The sequence below is a fragment of the Chelativorans sp. ZYF759 genome (assembly GCF_012911015.1).
In the GTDB taxonomy this organism is placed as follows: Bacteria; Pseudomonadota; Alphaproteobacteria; order Rhizobiales; family Rhizobiaceae; genus ZYF759.
The window spans coordinates 1-26,453 of record NZ_WVVV01000025.1; the positions used below are offsets into that span (position 1 = coordinate 1).

At 64.6% G+C, this 26,453-nt stretch carries 25 protein-coding genes; 10 read left to right on the plus strand and 15 right to left on the minus strand.

Annotated elements, in window-relative coordinates; genetic code table 11:
• Window positions 1-149: 149 nt before the first annotated feature.
• The gene (locus tag GRZ55_RS23650; protein WP_169289135.1) at window positions 150-1,562 is read left to right on the plus strand and encodes an anti-phage dCTP deaminase; all 1,413 of its coding nucleotides are present in this window, start codon (window positions 150-152) and stop codon (window positions 1,560-1,562) included.
• A 161-nt stretch (window positions 1,563-1,723) separates the two neighbouring features.
• Entirely contained in the window at window positions 1,724-1,936 is a 213-nt protein-coding gene (locus GRZ55_RS22215; RefSeq protein ID WP_169289136.1) for a hypothetical protein, read from the plus strand.
• A 57-nt stretch (window positions 1,937-1,993) separates the two neighbouring features.
• Here GRZ55_RS22215 and GRZ55_RS22220 read toward each other — a convergent pair whose 3' ends face one another.
• The 11 genes from GRZ55_RS22220 to GRZ55_RS22270 all read right to left on the minus strand — a co-directional run bounded on the left by GRZ55_RS22220 (window position 1,994) and on the right by GRZ55_RS22270 (window position 15,188).
• The gene (locus GRZ55_RS22220; RefSeq protein WP_169289137.1) at window positions 1,994-2,161 is read right to left on the minus strand and encodes a DUF2283 domain-containing protein; all 168 of its coding nucleotides are present in this window, start codon (window positions 2,159-2,161) and stop codon (window positions 1,994-1,996) included.
• 225 nt (window positions 2,162-2,386) lie between these two features.
• Window positions 2,387-3,484, minus strand: coding sequence for a transporter substrate-binding domain-containing protein (locus tag GRZ55_RS22225; RefSeq protein WP_169289138.1), 1,098 nt, complete (start codon window positions 3,482-3,484; stop codon window positions 2,387-2,389).
• Between the two features lie 446 nt (window positions 3,485-3,930).
• Window positions 3,931-5,742, minus strand: a complete 1,812-nt coding sequence (gene lepA, locus GRZ55_RS22230; protein ID WP_169289139.1) for a translation elongation factor 4 — start codon at window positions 5,740-5,742, stop codon at window positions 3,931-3,933.
• Window positions 5,743-5,812: 70 nt separating this feature from the next.
• Window positions 5,813-6,577, minus strand: coding sequence for a CPBP family intramembrane glutamic endopeptidase (locus GRZ55_RS22235; RefSeq protein WP_169289140.1), 765 nt, complete (start codon window positions 6,575-6,577; stop codon window positions 5,813-5,815).
• Between the two features lie 7 nt (window positions 6,578-6,584).
• Window positions 6,585-8,216 carry a BCCT family transporter gene (locus GRZ55_RS22240; RefSeq protein WP_169289141.1) on the minus strand — a complete coding sequence of 544 codons (1,632 nt, stop codon included), beginning with the start codon at window positions 8,214-8,216 and terminating at the stop codon, window positions 6,585-6,587.
• A 119-nt stretch (window positions 8,217-8,335) separates the two neighbouring features.
• On the minus strand, window positions 8,336-9,340 hold the full coding sequence (locus tag GRZ55_RS22245; RefSeq protein WP_169289142.1) for a cytochrome d ubiquinol oxidase subunit II: 1,005 nt from the start codon (window positions 9,338-9,340) through the stop codon (window positions 8,336-8,338).
• A complete protein-coding gene (locus GRZ55_RS22250) occupies window positions 9,337-9,960 on the minus strand; it encodes an endonuclease domain-containing protein (RefSeq protein WP_169289143.1) in 624 nt (207 codons plus the stop codon). The genes GRZ55_RS22245 and GRZ55_RS22250 overlap by 4 nt, the downstream gene beginning before the upstream one ends.
• Window positions 9,961-10,135: 175 nt before the next feature.
• Window positions 10,136-11,500 (minus strand): cytochrome ubiquinol oxidase subunit I, encoded by a 1,365-nt coding sequence (locus tag GRZ55_RS22255; protein WP_169289157.1) that lies wholly within the window; start codon window positions 11,498-11,500, stop codon window positions 10,136-10,138.
• 123 nt (window positions 11,501-11,623) lie between these two features.
• The gene (locus GRZ55_RS22260; RefSeq protein WP_169289144.1) at window positions 11,624-12,397 is read right to left on the minus strand and encodes a sulfite exporter TauE/SafE family protein; all 774 of its coding nucleotides are present in this window, start codon (window positions 12,395-12,397) and stop codon (window positions 11,624-11,626) included.
• Between the two features lie 12 nt (window positions 12,398-12,409).
• Window positions 12,410-13,390, minus strand: a complete 981-nt coding sequence (locus tag GRZ55_RS22265) for a complex I NDUFA9 subunit family protein (protein ID WP_169289145.1) — start codon at window positions 13,388-13,390, stop codon at window positions 12,410-12,412.
• Window positions 13,391-13,466: 76 nt separating this feature from the next.
• Window positions 13,467-15,188 carry a cation:proton antiporter gene (locus GRZ55_RS22270; RefSeq protein WP_169289146.1) on the minus strand — a complete coding sequence of 574 codons (1,722 nt, stop codon included), beginning with the start codon at window positions 15,186-15,188 and terminating at the stop codon, window positions 13,467-13,469.
• A 223-nt stretch (window positions 15,189-15,411) separates the two neighbouring features.
• Here GRZ55_RS22270 and hmgA point away from each other — a divergent pair, with 223 nt between their 5' ends.
• The 4 genes from hmgA to GRZ55_RS22290 all read left to right on the plus strand — a co-directional run bounded on the left by hmgA (window position 15,412) and on the right by GRZ55_RS22290 (window position 19,095).
• Window positions 15,412-16,722, plus strand: a complete 1,311-nt coding sequence (hmgA, locus tag GRZ55_RS22275) for a homogentisate 1,2-dioxygenase (RefSeq protein ID WP_169289147.1) — start codon at window positions 15,412-15,414, stop codon at window positions 16,720-16,722.
• A gap of 89 nt (window positions 16,723-16,811) precedes the next feature.
• A complete protein-coding gene (locus tag GRZ55_RS22280) occupies window positions 16,812-17,828 on the plus strand; it encodes a fumarylacetoacetate hydrolase family protein (RefSeq protein ID WP_169289148.1) in 1,017 nt (338 codons plus the stop codon).
• Between the two features lie 5 nt (window positions 17,829-17,833).
• The gene (locus tag GRZ55_RS22285; protein ID WP_169289149.1) at window positions 17,834-18,784 is read left to right on the plus strand and encodes an MBL fold metallo-hydrolase; all 951 of its coding nucleotides are present in this window, start codon (window positions 17,834-17,836) and stop codon (window positions 18,782-18,784) included.
• Between the two features lie 23 nt (window positions 18,785-18,807).
• Window positions 18,808-19,095, plus strand: a complete 288-nt coding sequence (locus tag GRZ55_RS22290; RefSeq protein ID WP_169289150.1) for a hypothetical protein — start codon at window positions 18,808-18,810, stop codon at window positions 19,093-19,095.
• A 5-nt stretch (window positions 19,096-19,100) separates the two neighbouring features.
• Here the strand turns inward: GRZ55_RS22290 and GRZ55_RS22295 are convergent, their stop codons facing one another.
• Together GRZ55_RS22295 and GRZ55_RS22300 are read right to left on the minus strand one after the other, a co-directional pair.
• Entirely contained in the window at window positions 19,101-19,472 is a 372-nt protein-coding gene (locus tag GRZ55_RS22295) for a type II toxin-antitoxin system VapC family toxin (RefSeq protein WP_169289151.1), read from the minus strand.
• Window positions 19,469-19,696 carry a type II toxin-antitoxin system Phd/YefM family antitoxin gene (locus GRZ55_RS22300; protein WP_169289152.1) on the minus strand — a complete coding sequence of 76 codons (228 nt, stop codon included), beginning with the start codon at window positions 19,694-19,696 and terminating at the stop codon, window positions 19,469-19,471. Before GRZ55_RS22300 ends, GRZ55_RS22295 begins: the two co-directional genes overlap by 4 nt.
• Before the next feature lie 66 nt (window positions 19,697-19,762).
• Here GRZ55_RS22300 and GRZ55_RS22305 point away from each other — a divergent pair, with 66 nt between their 5' ends.
• From GRZ55_RS22305 to grpE, 4 genes are read left to right on the plus strand one after another with little or no spacing between them, the layout of a single operon-like run.
• Complete coding sequence (locus GRZ55_RS22305) at window positions 19,763-21,361, plus strand: FAD-dependent oxidoreductase (protein WP_169289153.1); 1,599 nt, start codon at window positions 19,763-19,765, stop codon at window positions 21,359-21,361.
• Entirely contained in the window at window positions 21,354-21,575 is a 222-nt protein-coding gene (locus GRZ55_RS22310; RefSeq protein ID WP_169289154.1) for a DUF2783 domain-containing protein, read from the plus strand. The genes GRZ55_RS22305 and GRZ55_RS22310 overlap by 8 nt, the downstream gene beginning before the upstream one ends.
• A gap of 57 nt (window positions 21,576-21,632) precedes the next feature.
• Complete coding sequence (locus GRZ55_RS22315; RefSeq protein ID WP_169289155.1) at window positions 21,633-22,511, plus strand: PaaX family transcriptional regulator C-terminal domain-containing protein; 879 nt, start codon at window positions 21,633-21,635, stop codon at window positions 22,509-22,511.
• The gene (grpE, locus tag GRZ55_RS22320) at window positions 22,508-23,269 is read left to right on the plus strand and encodes a nucleotide exchange factor GrpE (RefSeq protein ID WP_256379835.1); all 762 of its coding nucleotides are present in this window, start codon (window positions 22,508-22,510) and stop codon (window positions 23,267-23,269) included. Before GRZ55_RS22315 ends, grpE begins: the two co-directional genes overlap by 4 nt.
• Before the next feature lie 34 nt (window positions 23,270-23,303).
• Here grpE and scpA read toward each other — a convergent pair whose 3' ends face one another.
• Together scpA and GRZ55_RS22330 are read right to left on the minus strand one after the other, a co-directional pair.
• Window positions 23,304-25,439: a methylmalonyl-CoA mutase gene (scpA, locus tag GRZ55_RS22325; RefSeq protein ID WP_169289156.1), complete on the minus strand. Its 2,136-nt coding sequence runs from the start codon at window positions 25,437-25,439 to the stop codon at window positions 23,304-23,306.
• Between the two features lie 190 nt (window positions 25,440-25,629).
• Window positions 25,630-26,453: biotin/lipoyl-containing protein (locus tag GRZ55_RS22330; protein WP_306785626.1), on the minus strand; the 824-nt coding region annotated here is incomplete at its 5' end.

Consider the following 26,453-nt stretch of genomic DNA (forward strand, 5'->3'; position numbering starts at 1 on the left):
TGCCCGCATCGCCGACATGCCGCAGAACCGCCTCGACGACCTTCTGCCCTGGAATTGGGCAGCCGGAACTCTTGGGATCGAAAAGGTAGCCGCATAGCCACAGTATCACCGCAGGCCCTTCAAGCCGCGGTCCAGGCCGGACGGTTACGGTGAACTACGCCAGTGATGTAATTCGAATTACAGAGTACATGACAGCAATCGATGTAGGAATGAAATGCCGTAGCGACAGCTATATGAACAAATATAATGATCTGATTGAATATGCCGACAAAGTTCGCCAAAAGTGCAACCATAATGCGGCACTTGCGGGCCTGTCTATTACTGTCATTCAAACATTACGCGACGGACACACCGGGCGCGATCCGAAATCTGACAAGCCGGTCATTCCGGCCCCCAAAAGAGCATTCATCGTACGACAGTTCAAGCGCAAAGAAGAAATCGAATTAATGCGCTCAACTTATGGACGAAAATTCATCCTCGTATCCGCATATCTCGATGAAGAACAACGTATAGAAGAAATTTGTAACAAGATTGAACACTACGACAATACGCCACGAAATCGAGAAGACCGCATTAATCTTGCACGATCACTTGTTCGACGCGATTATCATGAAAGAGATAAAAAATTTGGTCAGCGCGTTGAGGAGGTATTTCATCTAGGTGACGTATTTGTTCCCGGAAAGAATGACATTGAAATACACTACAATGTAAGCCGTTTCGTAAATGCCTTTTTTGGGTCAAATAAGATAAGCCCCAACAAATATGAGTACGGAATGTACACCGCAGCTGCGGCTGCGCTTCGTTCTTCAGATTTGTCGAGGCAAGTAGGCGCTGCGATATTCACCAATGAAGGAGAAGTGGTATCTCTAGGCTGCAACGAGGTCCCGAAATCTGGAGGAGGAACTTACTGGGACGAGCGTGATGCACGTCCAGCCCGGGATGTTGATCGCGGAATTGATGCAAATCACAAGCGTAAGCAACAGATCATTCATGACTTCATAGACAGACTTGTCGATATTGGCGTAATTAATGAACAAAGCAATAACGTCGATACTCTGGTTTCGGATTTACTTCGCAATAGCGCAATTAAAGATTCTCAACTTCTCGACATAATAGAGTTTGGGCGTATGGTTCATGCGGAAATGAACGCGATCACTGACGCTGCGCGCCTCGGCCGGTCGGTTCGTGACGCTACGTTGTTCTGTACGACATTCCCTTGTCACATGTGTGCGAAGCATATTGTAAGCGCTGGCATACGCCGCGTCGTCTTTTTGGAACCCTACCCAAAAAGCTACGCAGAAGAACTCCATGGTGATTCGATCACTTTCGACAAATCGGTTCGCGACAAGGTTCTCTTCACGCCATTTGCGGGTATATCACCTCGCCGCTACCGAGATATTTTTGAGAAAGGCAAGCGGAAGGACAGTGAAGGAAAGCCATTAGATTGGGCTGAAACTCATCCCTTTCCTCGCGTAGAAGACAGGAGTTCTGCGTATTTGCAGAATGAAAAGTTCGCAATCACGAGTTCGTTGGGACAAGTGATAGACGAACTAAGGGCGTAGTTGTTGCGGCGGGAGCCCTATGGTGAGGCCCGCTGCTGGACGTCGCGCTGGTGGACCGTCCAAGCCGACCTAACTTCGTAGGCCCCCTTGACGTAACGGAACATTTCCGGAACACTTGTGCCATCCACTGCCGATTCGCATCATGACGAAAGGATGGGACGATGGCAAAAGGGACAGGCGGAAAGAACTACCGTAGCGCAGGTAGCGGGCAGTTCATCACCAAGAGCCAGGCGGACAGAAACCCCAAGACCACGCTTGGAGAGCAGCGCGGCGGCGGCTCCACGCATGGCGCGCATCGCAGCGCGATCTCCGGCAAGTTCGTCGGCCCGGCGGCAGCGGCGCGCTGGCCTGGCAAGACGATCAAGGACAGCTGAGGCAGCGATCGCTATTCAGCGGTGTCAGCCGCAGACCCAAGCAGGCGCGTCTTTTTATCAGTCTCCGGGCGCAAGCATCTTGCTCGCATGCAGGATTTCGATGCCGAGGACGCGGCCTTCGGCGTCAACGTCATAAACGAATGGGCCGGCCTCGTCCGTCTCGAGAATCTTGCCGCGCCGCAGGCCCGTAACGTTCGCCCCGCGCGGCATGGAGCGTTCAGGCATGGATCCCAGGGTCGCGCTGCGCTTTGCTTCGCTTGCCCTGGGATGACGAGGAGAGAAGGGCCTCTTCCATCATCGGCCCTTCACGGCGCTGCTCCCAGCCCTCGGCTATGGCCTCGGGCGTTCGTCGTTCGAAAAGCCAAATCGTTGGCTTTTCGTGGCCTGCGGCCACCACTCCTCACCCCCCTGCCCGGGGGAGAGGATGGGCGGCAGTCGCGGGCTCGCCCCTCACTCCTCCTCCCCGAAATAACGCTGCCGGATTTCCGCGATCAGCCCGGTTTCATGGGCGCCGATCAGGTTGACGTTGAAGGGGCGCCGGCGGTCGCTGTTCTGGACCAGGCCGAAGGCGTATTTGTCGGGCGCGAAGATCGGCCCGACGACGGTGACGGGCTGGGCGGGATTGGAATGGGCGTAATATTCCAGCACCGGCGCATCGTCGATGATGGCGTCGATGCGGCCGTCGAGAAGGGCGGCGACGGCGTCCTCCACCTGTTCGAAGGGAAGCGTGGCGATGCTGGCCTGGCGCGCGTATTCCTCCGACACGCTGCCCGGCTGCACGCCGGCGGCCCGGCCTTCCAGATCGGCGACGCTGTTGATCTGGTTGTCGAGCGACAGGGTGGTCATGACGCTGGTCACCGAGGAGGTGACATAGGCGAGCACGGCGATGCCGCAGACGAGCCACAGGCCCTGCCAGATGCGACCGACCCAGCCGAACAGGTTCTTGCGCGCGGTCGGCCGGCCGGAGGTGGCGACCGACATGACGGTGTAGAAGCTCTCGGCCAAACCATCGGGCCAGCGGCGCGGGAAATCCTTGTCGAAACGCCGGTCGAACAGCGTCACCAGCACGGTGGCGATGAGGATGACGAAGGCGATCCACGCATAGGCGCGCAGATGGCCGGATTGGCGCAGGCCCGCGACGACGTTCCAAAATCCCGCGCCGCCGGCCTCGCGGACCATGATGCGCTGGCCGGCATCGAACCAGGGGTGGGTAAATTCGATGCGCTCTGCGCGCGCACGCGTGACGGTGATGTTGGACACCGCGACATCGATCTCGGCCGCCGCGACCGCATCGATCATCGCGCCGATATTGGAGAATTCGACATAGCGGGTCTCGATGCCCTCCTGCTCGGCCAGCCACGCCCACAGATCGACCGCCATGCCGGTCAGCACGCCATTCTGCTTCATGACGAAGGGCGGATGCAGATTGACCCCGACGGTGAGCGTGGTTGGCGCTGCCGCGGGCGAAGCGTCCTCCTGGGCGAGCGCGGGGGCGGCCAGGGTGAGCAACAAGGCGAGGAGCGCGGCGCAGGCAGTGCGAAGGGACATGGATTTCCTGCGGGGTCGCGGCGTTGGTGCGGCGTCGCGGGCTGGCGCCCGCGGGCGATTATTGCCGGGCGGGGGCGGTGCGGTCAACCTGGGGGGATGCGGGCCGGGCGACCACGCCGTGTCGTCATCGCCGGGCGGAGCCGGGCGCAGGAGGCGGAGACCCGGGGATCCAGGTCTGGATGGCGGGGGATAGGCCGGTGAGGTTCGTGGCGCGCGGTGTGGAGCGTCCAGGCATGGAGCCTGGGGTCGCGCTTTGCTTGCCCTGGGATTGGGAAAGGTGAGCGGGGCCCTTCCCTGCACTCGAGAAACAAAGCACCCCCTCTCCGTCACGCTTCGCGTGCCACCTCTCCCCCTGCCCGGGGGAGAGGATAGGTCGCAGCCTCGCGCCCCCTCCACCATGCTTCGCATGGTCCCCCTCCCCCGTGAAACGGGGGAGGAAATGGGTCTCAGTTATCGCTCATCTTCAGGGCTTCGATGAACGCGCTTTGCGGGATTTCGACCTTGCCGAACTGGCGCATGCGCTTCTTGCCTTCCTTCTGCTTTTCCAGAAGCTTGCGTTTGCGCGTCACGTCGCCGCCGTAACATTTGGCGGTGACGTCCTTGCGCAGTGCCGAGATGGTCTCGCGGGCGATCACCTTGCCGCCGATGGCGGCCTGGATGGGGATCTTGAACATGTGCTTGGGGATCAGCTCCTTGAGCTTCTCGCACATGGTGCGGCCGCGGCGTTCGGCCTGGGAGCGGTGGACGAGCATGGAGAGCGCGTCGACCGGCTCCTCGTTGACCAAGAGCGACATCTTGACGAGGTCGTCCTCGCGGTAGTCGGTGAGCTGGTAGTCGAAGGAGGCGTAGCCGCGGGAGATCGACTTCAGCCGGTCGTAGAAATCGAACACCACCTCGTTGAGCGGCAGGTCGTAGACCAGCATGGCTCTGCTACCGACATAGGACAGGTCGACCTGCACGCCGCGGCGCTCCTGGCAGAGCTTCAGGATGGCGCCCAGATGATCGTCCGGGGTGAGGATGGTGGCGCGGATCCACGGCTCCTCGATATGGTCGATGCGCACCACGTCGGGCATGTCGGCGGGGTTGTGGAGTTCCATCATCGTGCCGTCGGTGAGGTAGATCTGGTAGACGACGGAAGGCGCGGTGGCGATCAGGTCGAGGTCGAATTCGCGCTCCAGCCGCTCCTGGATGATTTCCAGGTGCAAAAGGCCCAGGAAGCCGCAGCGGAAGCCGAAGCCGAGGGCGGCGCTCGTTTCCATCTCGAAGGAGAAGCTCGCGTCGTTGAGGCGCAATTTGCCCATGGCGGCGCGCAGATCCTCGAAATCGGCGGCGTCGATGGGGAAGAGGCCGCAGAAGACCACCGGCTGGGCCGGCTTGAAGCCGGGCAGCATGTTGGGGGTCGGGCGCTTGTCCTCGGTGATGGTGTCGCCGACGCGGGTGTCGGCCACTTCCTTGATGGAGGCGGTGATGAAGCCGATCTCGCCGGGGCCGAGCTCGTCGGTGATGACCATCTTGGGCGTGATGACGCCGACCCGGTCGACCGGGTATTTGGCGTCGGTGCCCATCATGCGGATCTGCTGGCCCTTCTTGAGCACGCCGTCGATGACGCGCACGAGCACGATGACGCCGAGATAGGCGTCGTACCAGCTATCAACCAGCATGGCCTTGAGCGGGGCCTTGGCGTCGCCCTCCTTGGGCGGCGGCAGCTTGGTGACGATCGCCTCCAGCACGTCCTCGATGCCCAGCCCCGTCTTGGCCGAGATCAGCACGGCTTCCGACGCGTCGAGCCCGATCACCTCCTCGACCTGCTCGCGGATGCGCTCGGGCTCGGCGGCGGGCAGGTCGACCTTGTTGAGGACGACGACGATTTCGTGGTCGGCATCGATGGCCTGGTAGACATTGGCCAGCGTCTGAGCCTCGACGCCCTGGGACGCGTCGACGACGAGCAGCGAGCCCTCGCAGGCGCGAAGCGAGCGCGAGACCTCATAGGCGAAATCGACATGGCCGGGCGTGTCGATGAGGTTGAGCACGTAGTGCTCGCCATCCTTGGCATCGTATTCGAGGCGCACGGTATTGGCCTTGATGGTGATGCCGCGCTCGCGCTCGATGTCCATGGCATCGAGCACCTGGTCCTTCATCTCGCGCACCTCCAGCGAGCCGGTCATCTGGATGAGCCGGTCGGCAAGCGTCGACTTCCCGTGGTCGATATGGGCGACGATGGAGAAGTTGCGGATGTTCTTGAGGGGAGTCTTGGTCATGGTCGCGCATTTAGCAGCAGCGCGCTGAAAGGCAAAGCACAAACGGGATGGCGCGTGGTCGCGGGGATGTTCAGAGGATCAAAAGCCCCAGCGGCACGAGCGCGAGATGGAAGCCGGCATGGGCGAGCATGGCGGATTCGAGGTCGCGGCGGGCGTAGAGCCAGCCGAAGAGGAGGCCGAGAAGGGCGTTCCAGAACAGGGTGCGGATAAGCAGCGGGGCGCCGATCTCGGCACCCGAGGCCATCAGCACCGGCAGATGGCCGGCGGCAAAAAGCGCCGCCGCGATCACGATGCCGGTCCAGATCGCGGCCGGCGGGGGTGACGGCGCGTGACGGGAGAGGAGCTTCCAGGCACCCAGCACGCACAGGCTCATCAGGCCCCAGCGCATCAGGATCTCCTCCACCACGCCGCCATAAAGGACGCCGACGATGGTGGCGGTGAGGTTCCAGCTCTCGACCAGAGACGGGGGCCTGAAGGGGGCCGGCTGCCAGAGCCCGCGCGTCAGATGGTCGGCCAGCGCAATGGCGATGCCGGCCGCCGCGCCCACCGCCAGCATGCGCAGCCAGCCGGGCGGCAGGAGGGAGAGCGGGAGCCCGCTCGCGCGCGCGGCGATGCGGGAGGAGAGCATGGCGCGGGGCGCGGCCCACGACCCGACCAGCGCCATGGCGACCAGAAGCAGAAACGGGTTCAGCACCATCAAGGGGGCCGGAACGCCGGCCACGGGCGGCAGCACCAGGAAAAGCGCGACAATGCCCGGCAGGCCAAGCGCGATCAGCGCCAGGGCCGCGCGCCCGGCCCTGAACGGCCGGGCGCTATGGGGGGTCCTGGCGTCCATGCCCGCCTCAGTTGCCCTTGACCACGGCCGGCGGGCCTTCCAGCGCCTCCTCGTCGGCATAGGCCTTGGGCAGGTTGGCCTCGACCTCCTGCTCGGTCTCGTACCACTGCTCGTAGCGGTAGAGCACGAGATGGTCGCGCGAGAGCCCGCGCATCAGGCCGTAGAGCATGACGAGGATGACGAAGGCGAAGGGGAAGCCGGCCACGACGGCGGCCGCCTGGAGTGCCGACAAGCCACCCGCCGTCAGCAGGATCGCCGCGATGGCGCCTTCCGCCAGCGCCCAGAAGATGCGCTGGATGCGGGGCGGGTCGGTGTGGCCGCCCGCCGTCAGCATGTCGATGACGAAGGAGCCCGAATCCGAGGAGGTGACGAACCACATCACGATCATCACCACGACCACGGCGGTGATCAGCTGGGTGAAGGGGAAGAATTCCAGCATGCGGAAGATGGCGTTGCCATAGGCTTCCTGGGTGGCCGCGATGAGGCCCGGATCGCCGTTCAGCTCCATGTGGATGGCGGTGCCGCCAAAGGCGGTGAACCAGAAGAACAGGATGAAGCAGGGGATGAACAGTACGCCCAGCACGAATTCGCGCACCGTGCGCCCGCGCGAGATGCGCGCGATGAAGATGCCCACGAAGGGCGACCAGGAGATCCACCAGGCCCAGTAGAAGATGGTCCAGTCGATCTGCCAGTTGGTGCCCGAATAGGCCTCCGACCAGAAGGAGAAATAGACGAAACTGGTGACGTAGTTGCCGATGTTCTCGACGAAGGAATCGAGCACGAAGAGGGTCGGGCCGAAGGCGAGGATGAAGGCCAGCAGCAGGAAGGAGAGCGTGATGTTGATGTTGCTGATCGTCTTGATGCCCTTGTCGAGCCCGAGCACCACCGAGATGGTGGCCAGCCCGGTAATGCCGGCAATCAGCAGCAATTGCAGCGCCAGGTTCTCGCCCCAGCCGAACAGCGTCTCGAGGCCGGAATTGATCTGCATGACGCCGAGGCCGAGCGAGGTGACGATGCCGAACACCGTGCCGAAGACGGCCAGGATGTCGACCACGTGACCCCACGGGCCGTAGATGCGCTCGCCGATCAGCGGGTAGAGCGCCGAGCGGATCGAGAGCGGCAGGCCCTTGCGGTAATGGAAATAGGCCAGCGACAGGCCGACGACGCAGTAGACCGCCCAGCCATGGATGCCCCAGTGCAGGAAGGACAGAACCATGGCCTGCTCGGCCGCCGCTACCGTCTCCCCTTCCCCGATGGGCGGGGCGAAGAAATGGTAGAGCGGTTCGGCCACCCCCCAGTAGAGCAGGCCGATGCCGATGCCGGCCGAAAACATCATCGCCGTCCAGGAATAGAGGCCGTATTGCGGGCGTTCGGTCTGGGCGCCGAGACGCACCGTCCCGTAGGGTCCGAGTGCGAGGTAGACGCAGGCGACGACGCATACATTCACGGTGAGGATCAGGAACCAGCCGAAATAATCGGCGATACCGGCCTGTGCGCCCTGGAAGAGCGCGCCGGCAATATCGGTGAAGAAGGCGCCGAGTACGATGAAGCCCAGTATGAGCACCGCCGAGATTGAAAATACCGGTATGCTTACGTGCGGAAAGGGCCCCAATGGGCCCGTCTTGACCTCGTTTGCCATAAAGAAACGCCCCTCGCGTCGTAGAATGATCCAGCCAGGGGACACACCAACAAATGTTAAGCCAACGCCCCGCGACGTTTTTCAACGTGCGCGGGGGGCTATGGTTCCGGCTCGATTTCTCAGTCGTATCTGAGGTCGTGCGCCTTACCGCCGAAGACGCGGTACGCATAGAAGGAGTAGAAGATGATCACGGGCAGAACGAAAGCCGTGCCGACCAGGATGATGGCCAGGCTTTCGGGCGCGGCGGCCGCCTCCCAGATCGTCATGCGCTCCGGCACCACATAGGGATAGAAGGAATAGGCCAGACCGGCGAAGCCGAGCGCGAAGATCGCCGCCAGCACGAGAAACGGCGTCAGTGCATGGCGGTCGTCGGGTGTCGGCAGCTTGAAGGTCAGCCGCCACAGCCACAGAAACATTAGCGCCGTGATGACCGGCAAGGGGGCCAGCACCGCGATCTCCGGCCAGGCAAACCACTTCTCGAAGATGCGCGGGCTGGCAAAGGGCGTGGCGGCCGAGATGGCCACCATGCCGACGGCCGTGAAAGCCAGCGCGTGGCGCAGGAAGCGCACCGCCTTCTTCTGCAGGTCGCCTTCGGTCTTGTAGATCAGCCAGGCGGCGCCCATCGCGGCGTAGGAGGCGGTGAGGCAGACGGCCACCAGCGCGGCGAAGCCAAAGGCGGCAAGGCCGAAATCCAACCCGAGCACATAGAGCCCCAGCATGAAGCCCTGGGCCAGCGCGGCCATGAGCGAGCCCGAGAAGAAGATCAGGTCCCAGCGTCCCTTGCGATGGACCGGGACCTTGGCGCGGAACTCGAAGGCGACGCCACGCAGGATGAGCCCGATCAGGAGCATGAAGACCGGCAGATAGAGCGCGGTCAGGATGATGCCGTGGGCGATCGGGAAGGCGACCAGCAGCAGGCCGACCGCCAGCACCAGCCAGGTCTCGTTGGCGTCCCAGAAGGGCCCGATCGAGGCGATCATCCTGTCCTTTTCGGTCTTGTCGGCGGCGGCGAAGAGGATCCCGATGCCGAGATCGAAGCCGTCGAGAATGACGTAGATCAGAATCGCGGTGCCCATGAGCCCGGCAAAGATCAGCGGCATGAGGAACTGCCAGTCGATGGTCATGGGAAGTCCTCGCGGTTCGGAGATGGTGTTGCTTCGGTGGCAGGGAATAGCGCCCCCTCCACCATGCTTCGCATGGTCCCTTGGGGCGAGTCGCTTGCCTCGCCCGTCCTTCGGACCCCCCGCTTCGCAGGGGAGGATATGCCGTCGCGACCGGCTGCGCCCTCGATCCTCCCCCGTTTACGGGGGAGGGGGACCGCCGAAGGCGGTGGAGGGGGCGCTGCATCCGAAGCCGATCTGGGTGATTCGTATCCTTCGGGAACGATCCCTGTCGCAGCCATCTGCGCAATCACTCGAAGGACGCCCTCGAACAAATGCCTGTCCAGGATGTCCGATGCAGCTATCCGCAAGACGCGAATGCCTTCGCGGCGAAGCCAGTCGTCGCGGCGATTGTCGTGCCGCATCTGGCCTTCGAAATCGTGATGGACCCCGTCCAGCTCGACGGCAAGCCGCGCAGCGGGGCAATAGAAGTCGAGAACATATGCTCCAATCGCATGCTGCCGCCTGAAGCGAAGGCCTTCGAGACGCCCTGCCCTCAGGCAGTCCCACAACAGAAGTTCGGGCAGGCTCATGTCGCGGCGCAGGCGCCTTGCGTTTTGGACGGTTCGGGAGGGCGCTCTCATGGGGAGGAAGCTCCAAGAAGCGCCCCCTCCACCATGCTTCGCATGGTCCCCCTCCCCCGCTTCGCAGGGGAGGATATGCCGTTGCTGCCGGCTGCGCCCTCGATCCTCCCCCGTTTACGGGGGRGGGGGMCCGCCGAAGGCGGKGGRGGGGGCGCGATCTCAAGCATCCCCACACTCACTCCGCCGGTTGCACGGGTTGCGACATGGGGCGGTCCTCGACTTCGGGCAACGGAGAGGAGTCGCCGTCCTTGGCCGCCTTGAGCGCCAGATAGGTGAGCACGCCCAGATAGATGACGAGCAGGATGATGTAGAGGAGGATGTAGCCGAACACGGTGAAGGCGACGTGGCTGCCGGGCAGGTCGGCCACGGCGTCATGCGTCATGAGCACACCCTGCACCAGCCAGGGCTGGCGGCCGATCTCGGTCGTGTACCAGCCGGCAAGCGTCGCGATCCAGCCCGAAAACGCCATGCCGGCAAAGGCGAAGAAGAGAGGCTTCGGCAAAGTGCCCCGCCGCCAGAGGAAGAAGGCGCCGGTCCAGGACAGGGCCAGCATCAGCATGCCCATGCCGACCATGACGCGGAAGCTCCAGAAGACGGGGGCGACCGGAGGATGCTCGCCGATGAAATCGTTCAGGCCGGGCACCACGCCTTCGGCATGATGCTTGAGGATGAGGCTGGCGCCATTGGGAATGGCGATCTCGAAGCGGTTCTCGCGCGCCTCCTCGTCCGGCCAGGCAAACAGCACCAGCGGCACGTTGGAGCGCGTTTCCCAATTGGCCTCCATCGCCGCGACCTTGGCGGGCTGGTGCTCCAGCGTGTTGAGGCCATGCAGATCACCCACGAAGATCTGCACGGGGATAAGGACGGCGCCCAGGAAGACGCCGGTGCGCAGCGCCTTCCACATGGCTTCCGAGCGATCGCCGACAAGAAAGCGCAGGGCCGACAGCCCGGCGATGAGGAAAGCCGCGGTGAGGCCCGACGCGATCAGCATATGGCTCAGCCGATAGGGGAAGGACGGGTTGAACAGGATCGCCAGCCAGTCGGTGGCGAAGGCCTGGCCGTCGCGCATCTCGAAACCGGCAGGGGTGTGCATCCAGGAATTGAGCGCCAGGATCCAGAAGGCCGACAGCGTGGTGCCGACCGCCACGGCGACGGTGGCGAAGGTGTGAACGCGGTTCGACACGCGGCGGAAGCCGAAAAGCATGATGCCGAGAAAGACGGCCTCCAGGAAGAAGGCGGTCAGGACCTCATAGGCGAGAAGCGGCCCGGCGATGTTGCCCACGACCTCCATGAAGCCCGGCCAGTTGGTGCCGAACTGGAAACTCATGGTGATGCCGGAGACGACACCCAGCGCGAAGGAGAGCGCAAAGACCTTCACCCAGAAGAAATAGGCCCGCATCCAGGCGGAATCGCCGGTGGCGTTGTAGCGCAGCTTGAAGAACAAGAGCACCCAGCCCAGCGCGATGGTGATGGTTGGGAAAAGGATGTGAAACGAGATGTTGGCCGCAAACTGAATGCGGGACAGAAGAAGCGGATCCAATTCCATGACTACACGTGGTCCTTCCAAGGCCTCCCGCACCCAGACATAGCGTTCTGGCCCGGCCGATCAAAACGACCAGCCGCCGCAGGGTCAAGGTGTCGCGGCCGAAAAGGCTTGAAGCGGTCAGCCCGCCAGCAGGGCCATGATGCCCTGGCGCAAGAGATCGAGGGCGAGCACGGTAAGCCCGATGCGGAACCAGCGGCGAAACGTCTCTTCAGGCAGCCGTTCCAGCATCCGGCTGCCATAGACCGTACCGAGATAGCCCGACACGACCATGACGGCGATAAGTGGCAGCCATGTGGCGAAGGCAAAGCCGGCGAAGCCGAAGACGACGATCTTGAGGGCGTGCTGGACGGTCATGCCGGCAGCGTGGGTGGCGATCAGCGCCTTGCGGTCATCGGGCAGTATCTTGGAAAAGAAGGAGGCGAGCAGCGGTCCGGTGGCGCCGACGAACATGGTGAGAAGCGCGGTGACCGCGCTGCCGAGCGTGATGCCGGCGCGGCCGAGCCTTTCGAAGCCGGGGATCGAGGCCCAGGTGACGGCGATGATGAAGAGGCCCAGCACCAGCTTGAGCACGGCATCGGGCAGTTGCACCACGAACCAGGCGCCGGCGATGGCGCCGGCCAGCGAGCCGAGGACGAAGGGCACCGCGATGTCGTAGCGGATGTGGGCGCGCTGAAACCAGGCGCGGCCGGTATTGGAGCCGAGCTGGACCGCGCCATGAACCGGGATGAGCGCGGCCACGGGCATGAACAGGCCCATCAATGCCAGCATGGCCACGCCGCCGCCGATGCCGAAGGCGGCAGTGAGCGCGGAGGTGAAAAACGAGGCCACGATCAGGATGACCGCCGGCGTCGCGCCAAAACCATCGGGAAGGAGACCGGCCAGCGCCTCCAAGCGCGCGACCCTCTAGCCGAGCTCGGAGGTCTGGCGCGGGAACTGGCCGGTGGCGCGGTATGTCCACAGATAGGTGGGCAGGATCGCCTCCATCCCCTGCGGGCGGATGCCGAGGCCCTGGAAGGTGCGGCCATCCTTTTCGGCGGCCGGCGAGACGACATTGTCGACCTTGAGCTGGGTCACCTGATCGACCGTCAGGAGAGGCTTGGGCAGGATCTGGAAGACCTGCCCCATCAGATTGGCCAGGGCCCAGGGCAGCGGCAGCAGCAGGCGCTTGCGCTCGGTGACCTCGAGCACCTCCTCCATACATTCGCGGAAGGTGAGGACCCGCGGACCGCCGAGCTCGTAGACGCGGCCGCCCGCGACCTTTCCGTCGACGGCCAGCGCGATCGCCTCGGCGACGTCGGAAACATAGACGGGCTGGAAGCGCGTGTGGCCACCGCCGATCAGCGGCAGGAAGGGCGAGAAGCGCGCCATGTTGGCGAAGCGGTTGAAGAAGTCGTCCTCGGGTCCGAAGATGATGGAGGAGCGGAAGATCACCGCATCCTTGATCGTTTCCAGCGCGGCAGCCTCGCCGGCCGCCTTGGAACGTGCATAGACGGATTCCGATTGCGGGTCGGCGCCGATGGCGGAGAGGTGGACGAGGCGGGCACCGACCGCCTGCGTGGCCTCGGCGACGGCGCGCGCGCCCGCCGCCTGAATGGCGTCGAAGCTCTGCTTGCGGGATTCGGTCAGGATTCCAACCAGATTGACGACGCAATCGGCACCCAGGACCGCGCGGTCGATGGAGCCGCGATGGCGCAGATTGGCCTGGATGGCCTGGACCTGGCCGACATTGCCGAGCGGCTGGAGATGGTGGGCGGCGTTCGGATTGCGTACGGCCACGCGGATGCGATAGCCGCGGCGCGCCAGCGCCTGAACCAGATGCCTGCCGACGAATCCCGAACCGCCGAAGATGGTGACGAGGGGCGGGATCTGGGTGACGGATGTCATGGCTGATCAGCTCCGAGATTTGACTGGCCGCTTCATAGTCGCATTCGAGGCAAAGGCAAAGGGCGGATTGCCGCGCTCAGGCGCGGGCGACGTCGCCTTCGTCCATGCCCTCGAAGGCGATGCGCTCGGGTTCCTGCTCGCTGCCCAGCAGATCGACGGCGCGGTCGGCGGCATCCTGGAAGGGCTCCAGCACCAGATCGGCGCCGGCAGAGGTGAGCCGGTCGGCTTCGGCCTCGCGATGCGAGGTGACCGCGATGCGGCCGGAGAAGCCCGCCGCCACCAGCGCCTCGATCAGCGCGATTCGCGGGTCGTCATGGGTGACCCCGGTCTCGTGCGCCGGCACCGAGGAGACGACCCATTTGGCGTAGTCCAGCGGCAGGTGAGCGACGAATTCGGGATCGCTGGCGTCACCGAACTCGACGTCGAGGCCGAGCAGGCGCCAGCGCCTTGCCGCATCCGGGTTGAAGTCGACGCCCAGCACGCTGACGCCCTTGCGCTTGAGCCTCAGCCCCATGGCGGTGCCGAAACGCCCGGTGCCGAACAGGATGACATCGTAGCGCTTGGTCTTGGCCTGACCGTCTTCGCCCGTCTCGCGGTACGGGTTCCTGCGCTCGAAGATGCCCAGCCACGGCTCGAAGAAGGCGTAGAGCTGATGGGAGAAGGTGATCATGTAGGTCGAGGTGGCGATGGTCACGAGGCCGACCAGCGTGACCAGGCCGAGCGCCTCGGTGTCGAGATGGCCGATGGTGACGCCCATGGCGATAAAGATGAGCGAGAATTCGGAGATCTGCGCCACGGTGAGCCCGGCGAGGAAACCGGTGCGCTTGCGGAAGCCCATATAGCCCATGATGGCGAGCACAATCAGCGGATTGCCGACCAGGACGAAGATCGAGAAGATCGCCGCCGCGCCGAGATGGGAACCCAGCTCGCCGAGATCGAGCGTGACGCCGAGCGCGATGAAGAAGAACAAGAGCAGGAAGTCGCGCAGCGGCGCCAGCCTGGAGGCGATGGCCTCGCGGTAGCGCGTGGAGGCCAGCGACACGCCGGCCAGCAGGCCGCCCAGCTCCTTGCCGAAGCCCGCCAGTTCACCGACAGCCGCGAAGATGGCGGCCATGGCGATGGCAAAGCACAAAAGCAGTTCGGGCGCGCGGGCCATGCGCTCGGTCAGGGGATCGGCAATGAAGCGCACGAATACAATGACGAAGAGGAGCAGCGCGAAGCCCGCGCCCAGCACGAAGGCGATGTCCGTGATGCCGCCCTCGCCCGCCGTCCCGATGCCCACGGCCGACAGCGTGATCATGGCCAGCACGACGACGAGGTCCTGGACGATGAGGAAGCCGAGCGCGACCTGACCGTGCAGCGAATCGATCTCGCGCTTGTCGGAGAGGAGCTTCACGATGATGATGGTCGAGGAGAAGGTCAGCGCGATGGCGATGTAGAGGCTTTCAACCGCACCGAAGCCAAGCGCCAGGCCGATCAGGAAGCCGAAGACCGAGGTAAAGGCGACCTGGCCCAGGCCGGTCATCAGCGAGACGACGCCCAGCGAGCGGATCAGGTTCACGTCGAGCTTGATGCCGACCAGGAAGAGCAGCACTGCGATGCCGAGTTCCGCCAGGAGCTCGATCTCTTCCTTCGACTGCACGATGTCGAGCACGGACGGTCCCGCGATCAGCCCCACGGCGATGAAGGATACGATCAGCGGCTGGCGCAGGAGCACGCCGACGAGGCCGACGGCGGCGGCGAGGAAGAGCAGGAGCGCCACTTCCGCAAACACGCCATGGGCGACGAATTCGATCATGAGAACTCCGATGGTGAGGCTGGCCCGACAGTAAGCAAAGGCGCGCGCGAGGCAAGCCGTGGCGAACGGGCCGCGGCCCGCTTTGGCCCGCGTCTCCCCGGTTTTCCTTGCGCGACATCAAGGGCGGCCGGTGTTGATAGTTACAAACCCGGTGGTTACAGATGCAACCAATTGAGCCGGCCGGTGCCGGACGACAGTGACAATTGATCAGAGGAGGCGGCCCATGAACGCATTCGCCTATATGCCGGGCTTCGGCAACGATTTCGAGACGGAGAGCCTGCCGGGCGCCCTGCCCCAGGGCCAGAACAGCCCGCAGAAGGTCAATTACGGGCTTTATGCCGAGCAGCTGTCGGGTTCGCCCTTCACCGCGCCGCGCGGCACCAACGAGCGCTCCTGGCTCTACCGCATCCGCCCGACGGTACGCCACACGACACGCTTCAAGCGCGAGGAGTATTCCTACTGGAAATCGGCGCCGCACATGCCGGAGGTGGACGAGCCGCTCGGCCAGTTTCGCTGGGACCCGACGCCGATCCCCAACGAGGCGACCAACTTCCTGCAGGGCGTGCGCACCATCACCACGGCCGGCGACGCGCTGACGCAGACCGGCATGGCGACCCATGTCTATGTCTTCAACGAGGACATGGTGGACGACTATTTCTTCAACGCCGATGGCGAGATGCTGGTCGTGCCGCAGCATGGCGGCGTGCGCATCAGGACCGAGATGGGCGTGATGGAGGTCGAACCGGACGAGATCTGCATCCTGCCGCGGGGCATGATGTTCAAGGTCGAGCTGATGAACGGGCCGGCGCGCGGCTATATCTGCGAGAATTACGGCGCCAAGTTCACCCTGCCGGGCCGCGGGCCGATCGGCGCCAATTGCCTGGCCAATCCGCGCGACTTCAAGACGCCGGTCGCCTGGTACGAGGACAAGGAGACGCCCTGCCGGCTGCACGTGAAATGGTGCGGCAAGTTCTTCGTCACCGAGATCGGCCATTCGCCGCTCGACGTGGTGGCCTGGCACGGCAATTACGCGCCCTACAAATACGACCTGAAGACCTATTCGCCGGTCGGCGCGCTGCTCTTCGACCATCCCGACCCGTCGATCTTCACGGTGCTGACGGCACCAAGCGGCGAGGAGGGCACGGCCAATATCGACTTCGTGATCTTCCCGCCGCGCTGGATGGTGGCCGAGCACACTTTCCGGCCGCCCTGGTACCACCGCAACATCATGAGCGAGTTCATGGGCCTGATCAAAGGCCAGTATGACGCCAAGGAAGAGGGCTTCGTGCCCGGCGGCATGAGCCTGCACAATCTGATGATGCCGCACGGGCCCGATCACATGGGCTTCGAGAAGGCCTCGAATGTGGATCTGAAGCCGGTCAAGCTCGACGAGACCATGGCCTTCATGTTCGAGACGCGGTTCCCGCAGATGCTGACGGAATATGCCGCCAAGCTCGAGACCCGGCAGGAAAACTACATCAATTGCTGGGACGGGCTCGACCGCAAGTTCGACGGGACGCCGGGCATCAAATAGCAGGGCCGCCGCCCGCGCATTTGCAGCCCGCCACCCACATCGCTACTGATCGGAAAGAGCAAGAAAATCCGACCGGAGGAAACCACCCCTTGAAACTCGCAACATTGAAGAACGGCACGCGCGACGGCCACCTCGTCGTCGTCAGCCAGGATCTCACGCGCTACACCGACGCATCGTTCCTGGTGCCGACGCTGCAGGCGGCACTGGACAACTGGGCGCGGATCGCGCCGCATCTGGAGGCGCTCGCCGAAAGCCTGGAGCACGGCTCGGTGCCGTCCGAGCGCTTTCACGAGCACGACGCCATGTCGCCCCTGCCGCGCGCCTATCAGTGGGCCGACGGCTCGGCCTATGTGAACCATGTCGAACTGGTGCGAAAGGCGCGCAACGCCGAGATGCCGGAGACCTTCTGGACCGACCCGCTGATGTATCAGGGCGGCTCGGACACCTTCATCGGCCCGCGCGACCCGATCCGCATGGCCGACGAGGCCTATGGCATCGACATGGAGGGCGAGGTCGCCGTCGTCGTCGACGACGTGAAGATGGGTGCCACCAAGGACGAGGCGCGCGCCGCGATCCGGCTTTTCATGCTGGTCAACGACGTGTCCCTGCGCGGGCTTATTCCCGGCGAACTCGCCAAGGGGTTCGGCTTCTTCCAGTCCAAGCCCTCCTCGGCGTTTACCCCTGTCGCGGTGACGCCCGACGAGCTGGGCGAGGCGTGGGACGGCGACAAGCTGCATCTGCCGCTGATCGTCGACTATAATGGCAAGCCCTTCGGGCGGGCGGATGCCGGTGTCGACATGACGTTCGACTTCCCGACGCTGATCGCGCACGCCGCCAAGACGCGGCCGCTGGTCGCTGGCTCGATCATCGGTTCGGGCACGGTATCGAACAAGCTCGATGGCGGGCCCGGCAAGCCGGTGGATGCCGGCGGCGTCGGCTATTCCTGCATCGCGGAAATCCGCACCATCGAGACGATCGAGAACGGCAAGGCGACCACACCCTTCATGCGCTTCGGCGACACGGTGCGCATCGAGATGAAGGATGCAGCTGGCCGTTCCATCTTCGGCGCCATCGAGCAGGCCGTCGAGAAATACGAAAAGGACTGACACAGATGGCCAAGCAATTCGCGTCCGCCGGAGACATGGCGGACAAGAAGATCTCGTTCACCGAAATCGGCAAGGATCTCTGGGCCTTCACGGCGGAAGGCGATCCGAACACCGGCGTCATCATCGGTGATGATTCCGTCATGGTCGTCGACGCGCAGGCGACGCCGAGGCTCGCCAACATGGTGGTGGAGAAGATCCGCACCGTCACCGACAAGCCGATCAAGTACGTGCTTCTGACGCATTATCACGCGGTGCGGGTGCTGGGGGCGTCGGCCTATGGCGCCGACGAGATCATCATGTCGGAAACCGCGCGTTCCATGGTCGTGGAGCGCGGACAGGAGGACTGGGATTCGGAATTCGGCCGCTTTCCGCGCCTCTTCCAGGGCCATGAATCCATCCCCGGCCTGACCTGGCCTACCATGACATTCGCCGACCGGATGACGGTCTATATGGGCAAAAGGCGCGTCGACCTGATGTTCCTGGGGCGCGGGCACACGGCGGGCGACATCGTGGCCCATGTACCGGATGCCAATGTGATGTTCACCGGCGATCTCGTGGAATACCACTCGGCCTGCTATTGCGGCGACGCACATTTCGCCGACTGGCCCGACACGCTGGAGGAGATCCGCGACTTCGACCTGGACGCGATCGCGCCGGGCCGGGGCGACGCGCTGGTGGGCTCCAAGATGGTCAATGCCGCGCTCGACACGACGAGCGATTTCGTCATGTCGACCTACAAGCCGGTGGCCCGCGTGGCGCAGGGCGGCGGATCGCTGAAGGAGGCGTGGGACGCCTGCAGGGCTGCCTGCGACCCGAAATTTGCCGACTTCGCGATCTACGAGCACTGCCTTCCCTTCAATGTCGCGCGCGCCTATGACGAAGCGCTGGGCGTGGAGACCCCCCGCATCTGGACGGCCGAACGCGACCGCGAGATGTGGGAGAAGCTCCAGGGCTGAGACCATGCTGGGAGGAGGAATTCATGGGGATGGTATTTTACGTCATCGCGGCGCTGTGGGGCGTCGCGGTGATCATGAACCTGATGATCGCGGCGCGCATCTGCGCGGCGATCCAGCACCGATCGGGCATGACCGCGCAGCCGGGCCTGCCGAGCTATGGCGCCATCCTGCCGATCGCCTTCAACCGCGGCGTGGCGCAGGATCAGGAAACCCAGGACCTGCGCCGGCAGATGAACAAGCGACTGTGGATCATCGTGATCGGCTTCGCGGTGTTCTTCTTCTTCGTGCGGGTGTGGGACGGGGCGATGTAGGTGATCTACGCCAACTCCAGACCGTAGTCGGAAAATCGACGGTCGGCGGTCAGAACCGTCAACCCCTCAACGCGCGCCTGGGCGATGAGCATCCGGTCGAACGGGTCGCCGTGGTGTTGGGGAAGGGTCCGCAGGGCTTCAATGTGGGCGAGGCGAATATCGAGAAAGTCGAAACCGGCACGCAGCACGCCACTCGCAAGCCCTTCCGGCACAGCGAGCTTGTTCAACGACTGCTTGATCGCGATCTCCCACATGCTGGCCATGCTAACCAGCAGCAAAGGCGCGGCGTTGATTATCCGGCGGTGTTTTTCGGACAGGCTCGTGCTGTCGTCCATCGCCCACAGCAGGATGTGAGTATCGACAAGATAGGACGTCACTTGATGTATTCGTCCCACTCGGGTCCGAGCTCGTCAAAATCGTCGGATATCTTGATCTGGCCCTTGAAGGCTCCGATCCGTGGAAGCGATCCCGCCATGGGCTTGTGCGGCCCGACCGTGACGAAGGGTTTTCCGTGCTTCGTGACGATGACCTCCTCGCCGGAGGCCGCCTTGCGCAGGATTTCCGAAAGATTGGCCTTCATTTCCGCCACGGTGACGCTCATGGCTTGCTCCTTCATTTATGACCATAATTTAGGTCATAAATCTCCATCTGCCAAGGTTTGAGATCAATGCCCCGCTACAGCTACGAACCTTTCGGATACACGACCCCGCCGGAGCTTTCGGGCCGGGTGGCGCCGGAGAGCTATCCCGTCGCCATCGTGGGCGCGGGGCCTGTGGGGCTTGCCATGGCGATCGACCTGGCATTGCAGGGCATCGCGTCTGTCGTGCTCGACGACAATGACGTCGTTTCGGTCGGCAGCCGGGCGATCTGCTGGTCGAAGCGGACGCTGGAAATCCTCGACCGGCTGGGCGTCGGCGAGCGCATGGTGGAAAAGGGCGTGACCTGGAAGGTCGGCCGGCTCTTCCACCGCGACAACGAGGTGTGGAGCTTCGACCTGTTGCCGGAGGAAGGCCACAAGATGCCGGCCTTCATCAATCTCCAGCAATATCATGTCGAACAATATCTGGTGGAGCGCGCGCGCGACTTCGCCGACCTCATCGATTTGCGCTTCAAGAACAGGGTGGCGGGTGTTTCGGCTGAAGCCGACCATGCGGCGGTCGACATCGAGACGCCGGACGGTCCCTACCGGCTGAAGGCGGAATATCTGATCGCCTGCGACGGGGCGCGGTCCTTCGTGCGCCAGGCGATGGGCCTCGACTTCGCGGGCAAGCTCTTCGAGGAGCGCTTCCTGATCGCCGATGTGGAGATGAAGGCGGATTTTCCGTCCGAGCGCTGGTTCTGGTTCGAGCCGCCTTTCCATGCAGGGCAGTCCGCGCTGCTGCACAAGCAGCCCGACGACATCTACCGCATCGATTTGCAGCTGGGATGGGATGCCGATCCGGACGAGGAGAAGAAACCCGAAAACGTGATCCCGCGCATCGAGAAGATGATCGGGCACAGCGATTTCGAGCTCGACTGGGTGTCGGTCTACACCTTCCAGTGCCGCAGGCTGGAGCGCTTCACCCATGGGCGGGTGATCTTCGTGGGCGACTCGGCGCATATCGTGTCGCCCTTCGGCGCGCGCGGCGGCAATGGCGGCATCCAGGACGTCGACAATCTGGGCTGGAAGCTGGCGGCGGTGCTGAAGGGTGAGGCCGACGAGGGGCTGCTCGCCACCTATGACGAGGAGCGCATCCGCGGCGCCGACGAGAACATCGCCAATTCGGCGCGCTCGACCAATTTCATGACGCCGAAATCGCAGATGGAGCGCGTGTTCCGCGACGAGGTTCTGGCGCTTTCCGCCGACCACGCCTTTGCGCGCAAGCTGGTCAATTCCGGACGGCTGTCGCTGCCCTGCTCACTGGACGGGCTGTCGCTGCAGACGCCATCGGGCGACACGCCGATGCGACCGGGCGCCCCTTGCAAGGACGCGCCGATCGTCAAGGACGGTAGGCCGGGCTGGCTGCTCGACGCGCTCGGCGGGGAGTTCGTGCTGCTGGTGATGGAAGACGGACCCGAGCCGGCGATGGCCGGCCTGCGCGTGCTGCGCGTCGGCCAGGACATCGTCGATGCCCAGGGGCTCGTGAAGGACCGTTACGGAACGCGGCTGGCCTATCTCATCCGCCCCGACCAGCATGTGGCGGCGGTGTTCGATCGGGCGGATGCGGCGGGGGTGCAGGCGGCGATGGACCGCGCGATGGCCAGGAAGGAGACGGTCGATGCCTGATCTTTCAACCGACAGGCTGGGGGCTGCCGGAGACCTCTTCTACGAGGCGCTGCTGAAGGCCCATGAAGGGCTGGACGATGCGGGCAGCGCGCGGCTCAACGCGCGGCTGGTGCTTCTCCTGGCCAACCAGGTCGGCGATCTCGACACGCTGAAGGCGGCCCTCGCCACTGCCCGGGACGGGAACGGCACAGAGCAGGCTGCCGGCCGCAGTTGACCGCCCTGCCCTTTGCCAGTAGGCCAGCCGCACCATTGCGAGGCGGACCAGACAGGCATGGGCGGCACGGCGGTAGCCCACATCATCGACGATCTGAAGCGGCGGCCCTCCCGCAACTGGTCGATCGTCATCACCCTGTTCGGCGACGCCATCGTGCCGCGCGGCGGCTCGGTGTGGCTGGGCACGCTACTCGACTTCTTCGACATGATCGACATCGGCGCGGGCGCGGTGCGCACGGCAGTGTCGCGGCTGGCCACCGATGGCTGGCTGGAACGGGCGCGCGAGGGCCGCAACAGCTTCTACCGGCTGACCGAGCGCGGCCGCGAGACCTTCGTGGTCGCCACGCGGCAGATCTACAGCGCCGGCGGACCGGAATGGGATGGCGGGTTCGATGCCGTTTTCCTGGAAAAGAACGGCGCCAACGGCCAGGAAGCCATCCGCGCCCGGCTGGAGGAGGCCGGGTTCGGCGCGGCATCGCCGGGGGTCTATCTCGCCCCGCCGGGGCTCGCGACGCCGGCCGAGATCGCGGCGGAATTCCTGGTGGTTCGCGTGGGCGGCGATGAGGAAGCCTGCCGAAGGCTGGCGGCGACGGCCTGGCCCGTCGAGCAGGCGGGGGCGGCGTTTGCCCGCTATGTGGCGGCCTTTTCGCCGCTCGATGCCGCGCTTGCCAGCGGCGGGACGCTGACGGACGGGCAGGCGATGGTGGCGCGGATCCTGCTCATCCACGAATATCGGCGCCTGGTGCTGCGCTACCGCCCCCTGCCCGCCGCGCTTCTGCCGGAGGCCTGGCAAGGCGCGGCGGCGCTGGATCTGACGCGGCGGCTCTACCACGCGCTGCTGCCGCAGGCCGAAAACTGGCTCGACCGGCACGGGCGCAGCCAGCAAGGGGCGCTGCCGCCCGCCGACCCGGCCATCAGCAGGCGCTTCACGGCCTGAAAGACGGCCTTGATTTTCGCCGCCCGACACTCGATATCGGGCGCAACTGGAAACCGACCAAGAAGACGGGACGAGTGATGAACGAGCACCCCGACAACAAATCCAAAATGGAAGAGGAAACCGCCCGCAGCGGGTATCGCGAGCATGGCGGCGAGGGTGATATCGCCGACCAGACGGCGGATGTCGACGCGGACGGCGAGCCCACCGAGGGCGACGTGCTCCTGCGGCTGGCGGCCGAAAACGAGGAACTGAAGGACCGCGCGCTGCGGCTGGCGGCCGAGATGGAAAATCTGCGCCGACGCACGCAGCGCGACGTGGCCGATGCCAAGACCTATGCCGTCGCCACCTTCGCGCGCGACATGCTGTCGGTGTCGGACAATCTGCAGCGCGCGCTGGAGGCCATCCCCCAGGAAGCCAAGGACAGCGGCGATGCCGGCTTCAAGGCGCTGATCGACGGCGTGGAGATGACCGAGCGCGACATGCTGTCGACGCTGGAGCGCCACGGCGTGCGGAAGCTGACGCCGGAGGGCGAGAAGTTCGATCCCAATTTCCACCAGGCCATGTTCGAGGTGCCGAACCCGGACGTGCCCAACAACACGGTGGTGCAGGTGGTGCAGGCGGGTTTCGCGATCGGCGAGCGCGTGCTGCGGCCGGCCATGGTGGGCGTGGCCAAGGGCGGACCCAAGCAGGGGGCCGCCAATGGCGAGACGCCGGTGGAACCCGGCCCGCCCAATCCGCAGGCTGAAAAGGACGCCTGAGCGGCGGTTTTCCGATTGATGCAGAAGCCGCCGATCACACGTTGCGGCGGCGGCCCTGCATGAGGTCGAGCACGGCGCGGGCGGCGTCGAGCACGTTGGTGCCCGGGCCGAAGATGGCGGCCACGCCATGCTCCTTCAGGAAATCGTAGTCCTGGCGCGGCACGACGCCGCCGCACACGACGATGATGTCCTCTGCTCCCCTTGCCTTAAGCTCGTCGACGAGCTGGGGCAGCAGCGTCTTGTGGCCGGCGGCGAGCGACGAGACGCCGATCACGTGGACACCTTCCGCGATCGCGGCCTCGGCTGCTTCCGGCGGGGTCTGGAACAGCGGGCCGGCGATGATGTCGAAGCCGATGTCGCCAAAGGCGGAGGCGATGATCTTGGCGCCGCGGTCATGCCCGTCCTGGCCGAGCTTGGCCACCATGAGGCGGGGCTTCTGCCCCAGCGACTGCGAGAATTGCTGCAGCCGGTCGACAAGCGTGGCGTATTCCGGGTCGTCGCCATAGGCGGGGCCGTAGACGTCGGACACAACCTCAGGCACGGCCGTGTGATCGCCGAAGGCGCCGCGCAGAGCATCCGAAATCTCGCCGACCGTGGCGCGCGCGCGGGCGGCCTCGACGGCGGCTTCCAGTATGTTGCCCTTTCCTGACCGGGCGACCTCGGAGAGGCGCGACAGCCCCGCCTCCCAGGCCTTCGGGTCGCGCTGGCGGCGCACGCGCTCCAGCCTTTTCAGCTGCGCCTCGCGCACGGCGCGGTTGTCGATGGCGCGGGCCTCGATGCGGTCCTCCACCTCCGGGCGGAAACGGTTGACGCCGACGATGACTTCCTCGCCCTTGTCGATGGCGGCCTGCCGCCTCGTGGCGGCCTCCTCGATGAGGCGCTTGGGATAGCCGTCATTAACGGCCTTGGTCATCCCGCCCATGGCTTCCACCTCCTCCATCAGCGCCCAGGCCTTGTCGGCCAGTTCATTGGTGAGGCTTTCGACATAATAGGAGCCGGCGAGCGGATCGACGACCTTGGTGACGCCGGTCTCGTGGGCAAGGATCAGCTGGGTGTTGCGGGCGATGCGGGCGGAAAACTCGGTCGGGAGCGCAATCGCCTCGTCGAAGGAATTGGTGTGCAGCGACTGCGTGCCGCCGAGCACGGCCGCCATCGCCTCATAGGCGGTGCGCACGATGTTGTTATAGGGATCCTGCTCGGAAAGCGACCAGCCGGACGTCTGGCAATGGGTGCGCAGCATGAAGGATTGCGGCTTCTTCGGCTCGAACTCCTCCATCACGCGCGACCAGAGGAGCCGTGCGGCGCGCAGCTTGGCGGCTTCCATGAAGAAATTCATGCCGATGGCGAAGAAGAAGGACAGGCGGCCGGCGAAGGCATCGACATCGAGCCCCTTGGCGATCGCGGCGCGCACATATTCGCGCCCGTCGGCCAGCGTGAAGGCGAGTTCCTGGACCAGCGTCGCACCGGCCTCCTGCATGTGATAGCCGGAAATGGAGATGGAATTGAAGCGCGGCATCTCGGCCGCCGTATAGGCGATGATGTCGGCCACGATCCGCATCGAGGGTTCGGGCGGATAAATGTAGGTATTGCGGACCATGAACTCCTTGAGGATGTCGTTCTGGATGGTCCCGGACAGCTCGGCACGAGACGCTCCCTGCTCCTCGCCGGCGACGATGAAGGAGGCGAGCACCGGGATGACGGCGCCGTTCATGGTCATCGACACAGACATCTCGGAAAGCGGGATGCCGTCGAAGAGGATCTTCATGTCCTCGACCGAGTCGATGGCCACACCCGCCTTGCCGACATCGCCCTCGACACGGGGATGGTCGGAATCGTAACCGCGATGGGTGGCGAGATCGAACGCGACCGACAGCCCCTTCTGCCCGCCGGCCAGCGCCTGGCGGTAGAAGGCGTTGGATTCCTCGGCCGTGGAGAAGCCGGCATATTGGCGGATGGTCCAGGGCCGCCCCGTATACATCGTCGCGCGCGGGCCGCGCAGGAACGGCTTTTCGCCGGGCAGGTTGTCGAGATGGGAAACGCCTTCGAGGTCGTCGCTCGTATAGAGCGGCTTGACGGCGATGCCCTCAGGCGTCTGCCAGGCGAGCGTGTCGGGATCGGCCTTGAGTTCCCTTTCTGCGAGGGCGCGCCAGCGGGCGAGCTTGTCGGTCATGGGTGACTCCCGTGGGGCAGGTCGAAGGGCTCGGCACGCGGCGCCCCCTCCACCACCTTCGGTGGTCCCCCTCCCCCGTAAACGGGGGAGGATAGAGGGCGCAGACGGCCGCGACGGCGTATCCTCCCCTGCGAAGCGGGGGAGGGGGACCATGCGAAGCATGGTGGAGGGGGCGCCGTGCCGGCCCTCATCACTCGAACTCCATGATCATCTCGTCCACCGCGAGGCTGGCGCCGGCTTGGACGGGGATGGATTTGACGATGGCGCGGCGCTCGGCGCGCAGCACGTTTTCCATCTTCATGGCCTCCACCGTGGCGAGCGGTTGGCCCTCCTGCACCTCGGCGCCGACCGACACCATGATGGCGGTGACGACGCCCGGCATCGGGCAGAGCAGCATCCTGGAGGTATCGGGCGGCGCCTTTTCGGGCATCAGCCGGGCGAGTTCGGCAACGCGCGGGCTGCGCACATGGATCTTGAGATCGATGCCGCGCCAGCGCAGCCGCCAGCCGGAGTTCACGGGTTGGACCTTGACGCCCATCGCTTCGCCGCCAACGGCAAAACGTGCATGCGGGCGGCCGGGCAGCCAGTCGCTGGTGACGGGAACGGGCCGGCCGCCTTCGAAACCGACCAGCGTCGCACCGCCCTCGTCGCGCAGGGCGACCTCGAACTCCGTTCCGTTGACCTTGACGACCCATTCGCGGCCCACCGTCCGGCGGTGGTTATCGAGCGCACCCGAGATCAGCACGGCACGTTTCTGGCTGCGGAAATGCACGAAGGCGGCGACGGCGGCCAGCGCCCGGGCCTCTTCCTCGCCGGGCGTGACGCCCGAAAAACCCTCCGGCCACTCCTCGGCAATGAAGGCTGTGGTAAGTTCTCCCTTACGGAACCTCTCGTGCCGCATGACGGCCGACAGGAAGGGCAGATTGTGGCCGATGCCGTCGAGCTCGAAATCGTCGAGCGCCGCACTCATGGCGTCGATGGCGGCCAGGCGGTCAGGCGCCCATGCGCAGAGCT

Excerpts from the sequence above, each read along its gene's own strand:
- GRZ55_RS22215 (WP_169289136.1), top strand. The coding sequence starts at position 1,724 with ATGGCAAAAGGGACAGGCGGAAAGAACTACCGTAGCGCAGGTAGCGGG.
- GRZ55_RS22220 (WP_169289137.1), bottom strand. The coding sequence starts at position 2,161 with ATGCCTGAACGCTCCATGCCGCGCGGGGCGAACGTTACGGGCCTGCGG.
- GRZ55_RS22225 (WP_169289138.1), bottom strand. The coding sequence starts at position 3,484 with ATGTCCCTTCGCACTGCCTGCGCCGCGCTCCTCGCCTTGTTGCTCACC.
- lepA (WP_169289139.1), bottom strand. The coding sequence starts at position 5,742 with ATGACCAAGACTCCCCTCAAGAACATCCGCAACTTCTCCATCGTCGCC.
- GRZ55_RS22235 (WP_169289140.1), bottom strand. The coding sequence starts at position 6,577 with ATGGACGCCAGGACCCCCCATAGCGCCCGGCCGTTCAGGGCCGGGCGC.
- GRZ55_RS22240 (WP_169289141.1), bottom strand. The coding sequence starts at position 8,216 with ATGGCAAACGAGGTCAAGACGGGCCCATTGGGGCCCTTTCCGCACGTA.
- GRZ55_RS22245 (WP_169289142.1), bottom strand. The coding sequence starts at position 9,340 with ATGACCATCGACTGGCAGTTCCTCATGCCGCTGATCTTTGCCGGGCTC.
- GRZ55_RS22250 (WP_169289143.1), bottom strand. The coding sequence starts at position 9,960 with ATGAGAGCGCCCTCCCGAACCGTCCAAAACGCAAGGCGCCTGCGCCGC.
- GRZ55_RS22265 (WP_169289145.1), bottom strand. The coding sequence starts at position 13,390 with ATGACATCCGTCACCCAGATCCCGCCCCTCGTCACCATCTTCGGCGGT.
- GRZ55_RS22270 (WP_169289146.1), bottom strand. The coding sequence starts at position 15,188 with ATGATCGAATTCGTCGCCCATGGCGTGTTTGCGGAAGTGGCGCTCCTG.
- hmgA (WP_169289147.1), top strand. The coding sequence starts at position 15,412 with ATGAACGCATTCGCCTATATGCCGGGCTTCGGCAACGATTTCGAGACG.
- GRZ55_RS22285 (WP_169289149.1), top strand. The coding sequence starts at position 17,834 with ATGGCCAAGCAATTCGCGTCCGCCGGAGACATGGCGGACAAGAAGATC.
- GRZ55_RS22290 (WP_169289150.1), top strand. The coding sequence starts at position 18,808 with ATGGGGATGGTATTTTACGTCATCGCGGCGCTGTGGGGCGTCGCGGTG.
- GRZ55_RS22300 (WP_169289152.1), bottom strand. The coding sequence starts at position 19,696 with ATGAGCGTCACCGTGGCGGAAATGAAGGCCAATCTTTCGGAAATCCTG.
- GRZ55_RS22305 (WP_169289153.1), top strand. The coding sequence starts at position 19,763 with ATGCCCCGCTACAGCTACGAACCTTTCGGATACACGACCCCGCCGGAG.
- GRZ55_RS22310 (WP_169289154.1), top strand. The coding sequence starts at position 21,354 with ATGCCTGATCTTTCAACCGACAGGCTGGGGGCTGCCGGAGACCTCTTC.
- GRZ55_RS22315 (WP_169289155.1), top strand. The coding sequence starts at position 21,633 with ATGGGCGGCACGGCGGTAGCCCACATCATCGACGATCTGAAGCGGCGG.
- scpA (WP_169289156.1), bottom strand. The coding sequence starts at position 25,439 with ATGACCGACAAGCTCGCCCGCTGGCGCGCCCTCGCAGAAAGGGAACTC.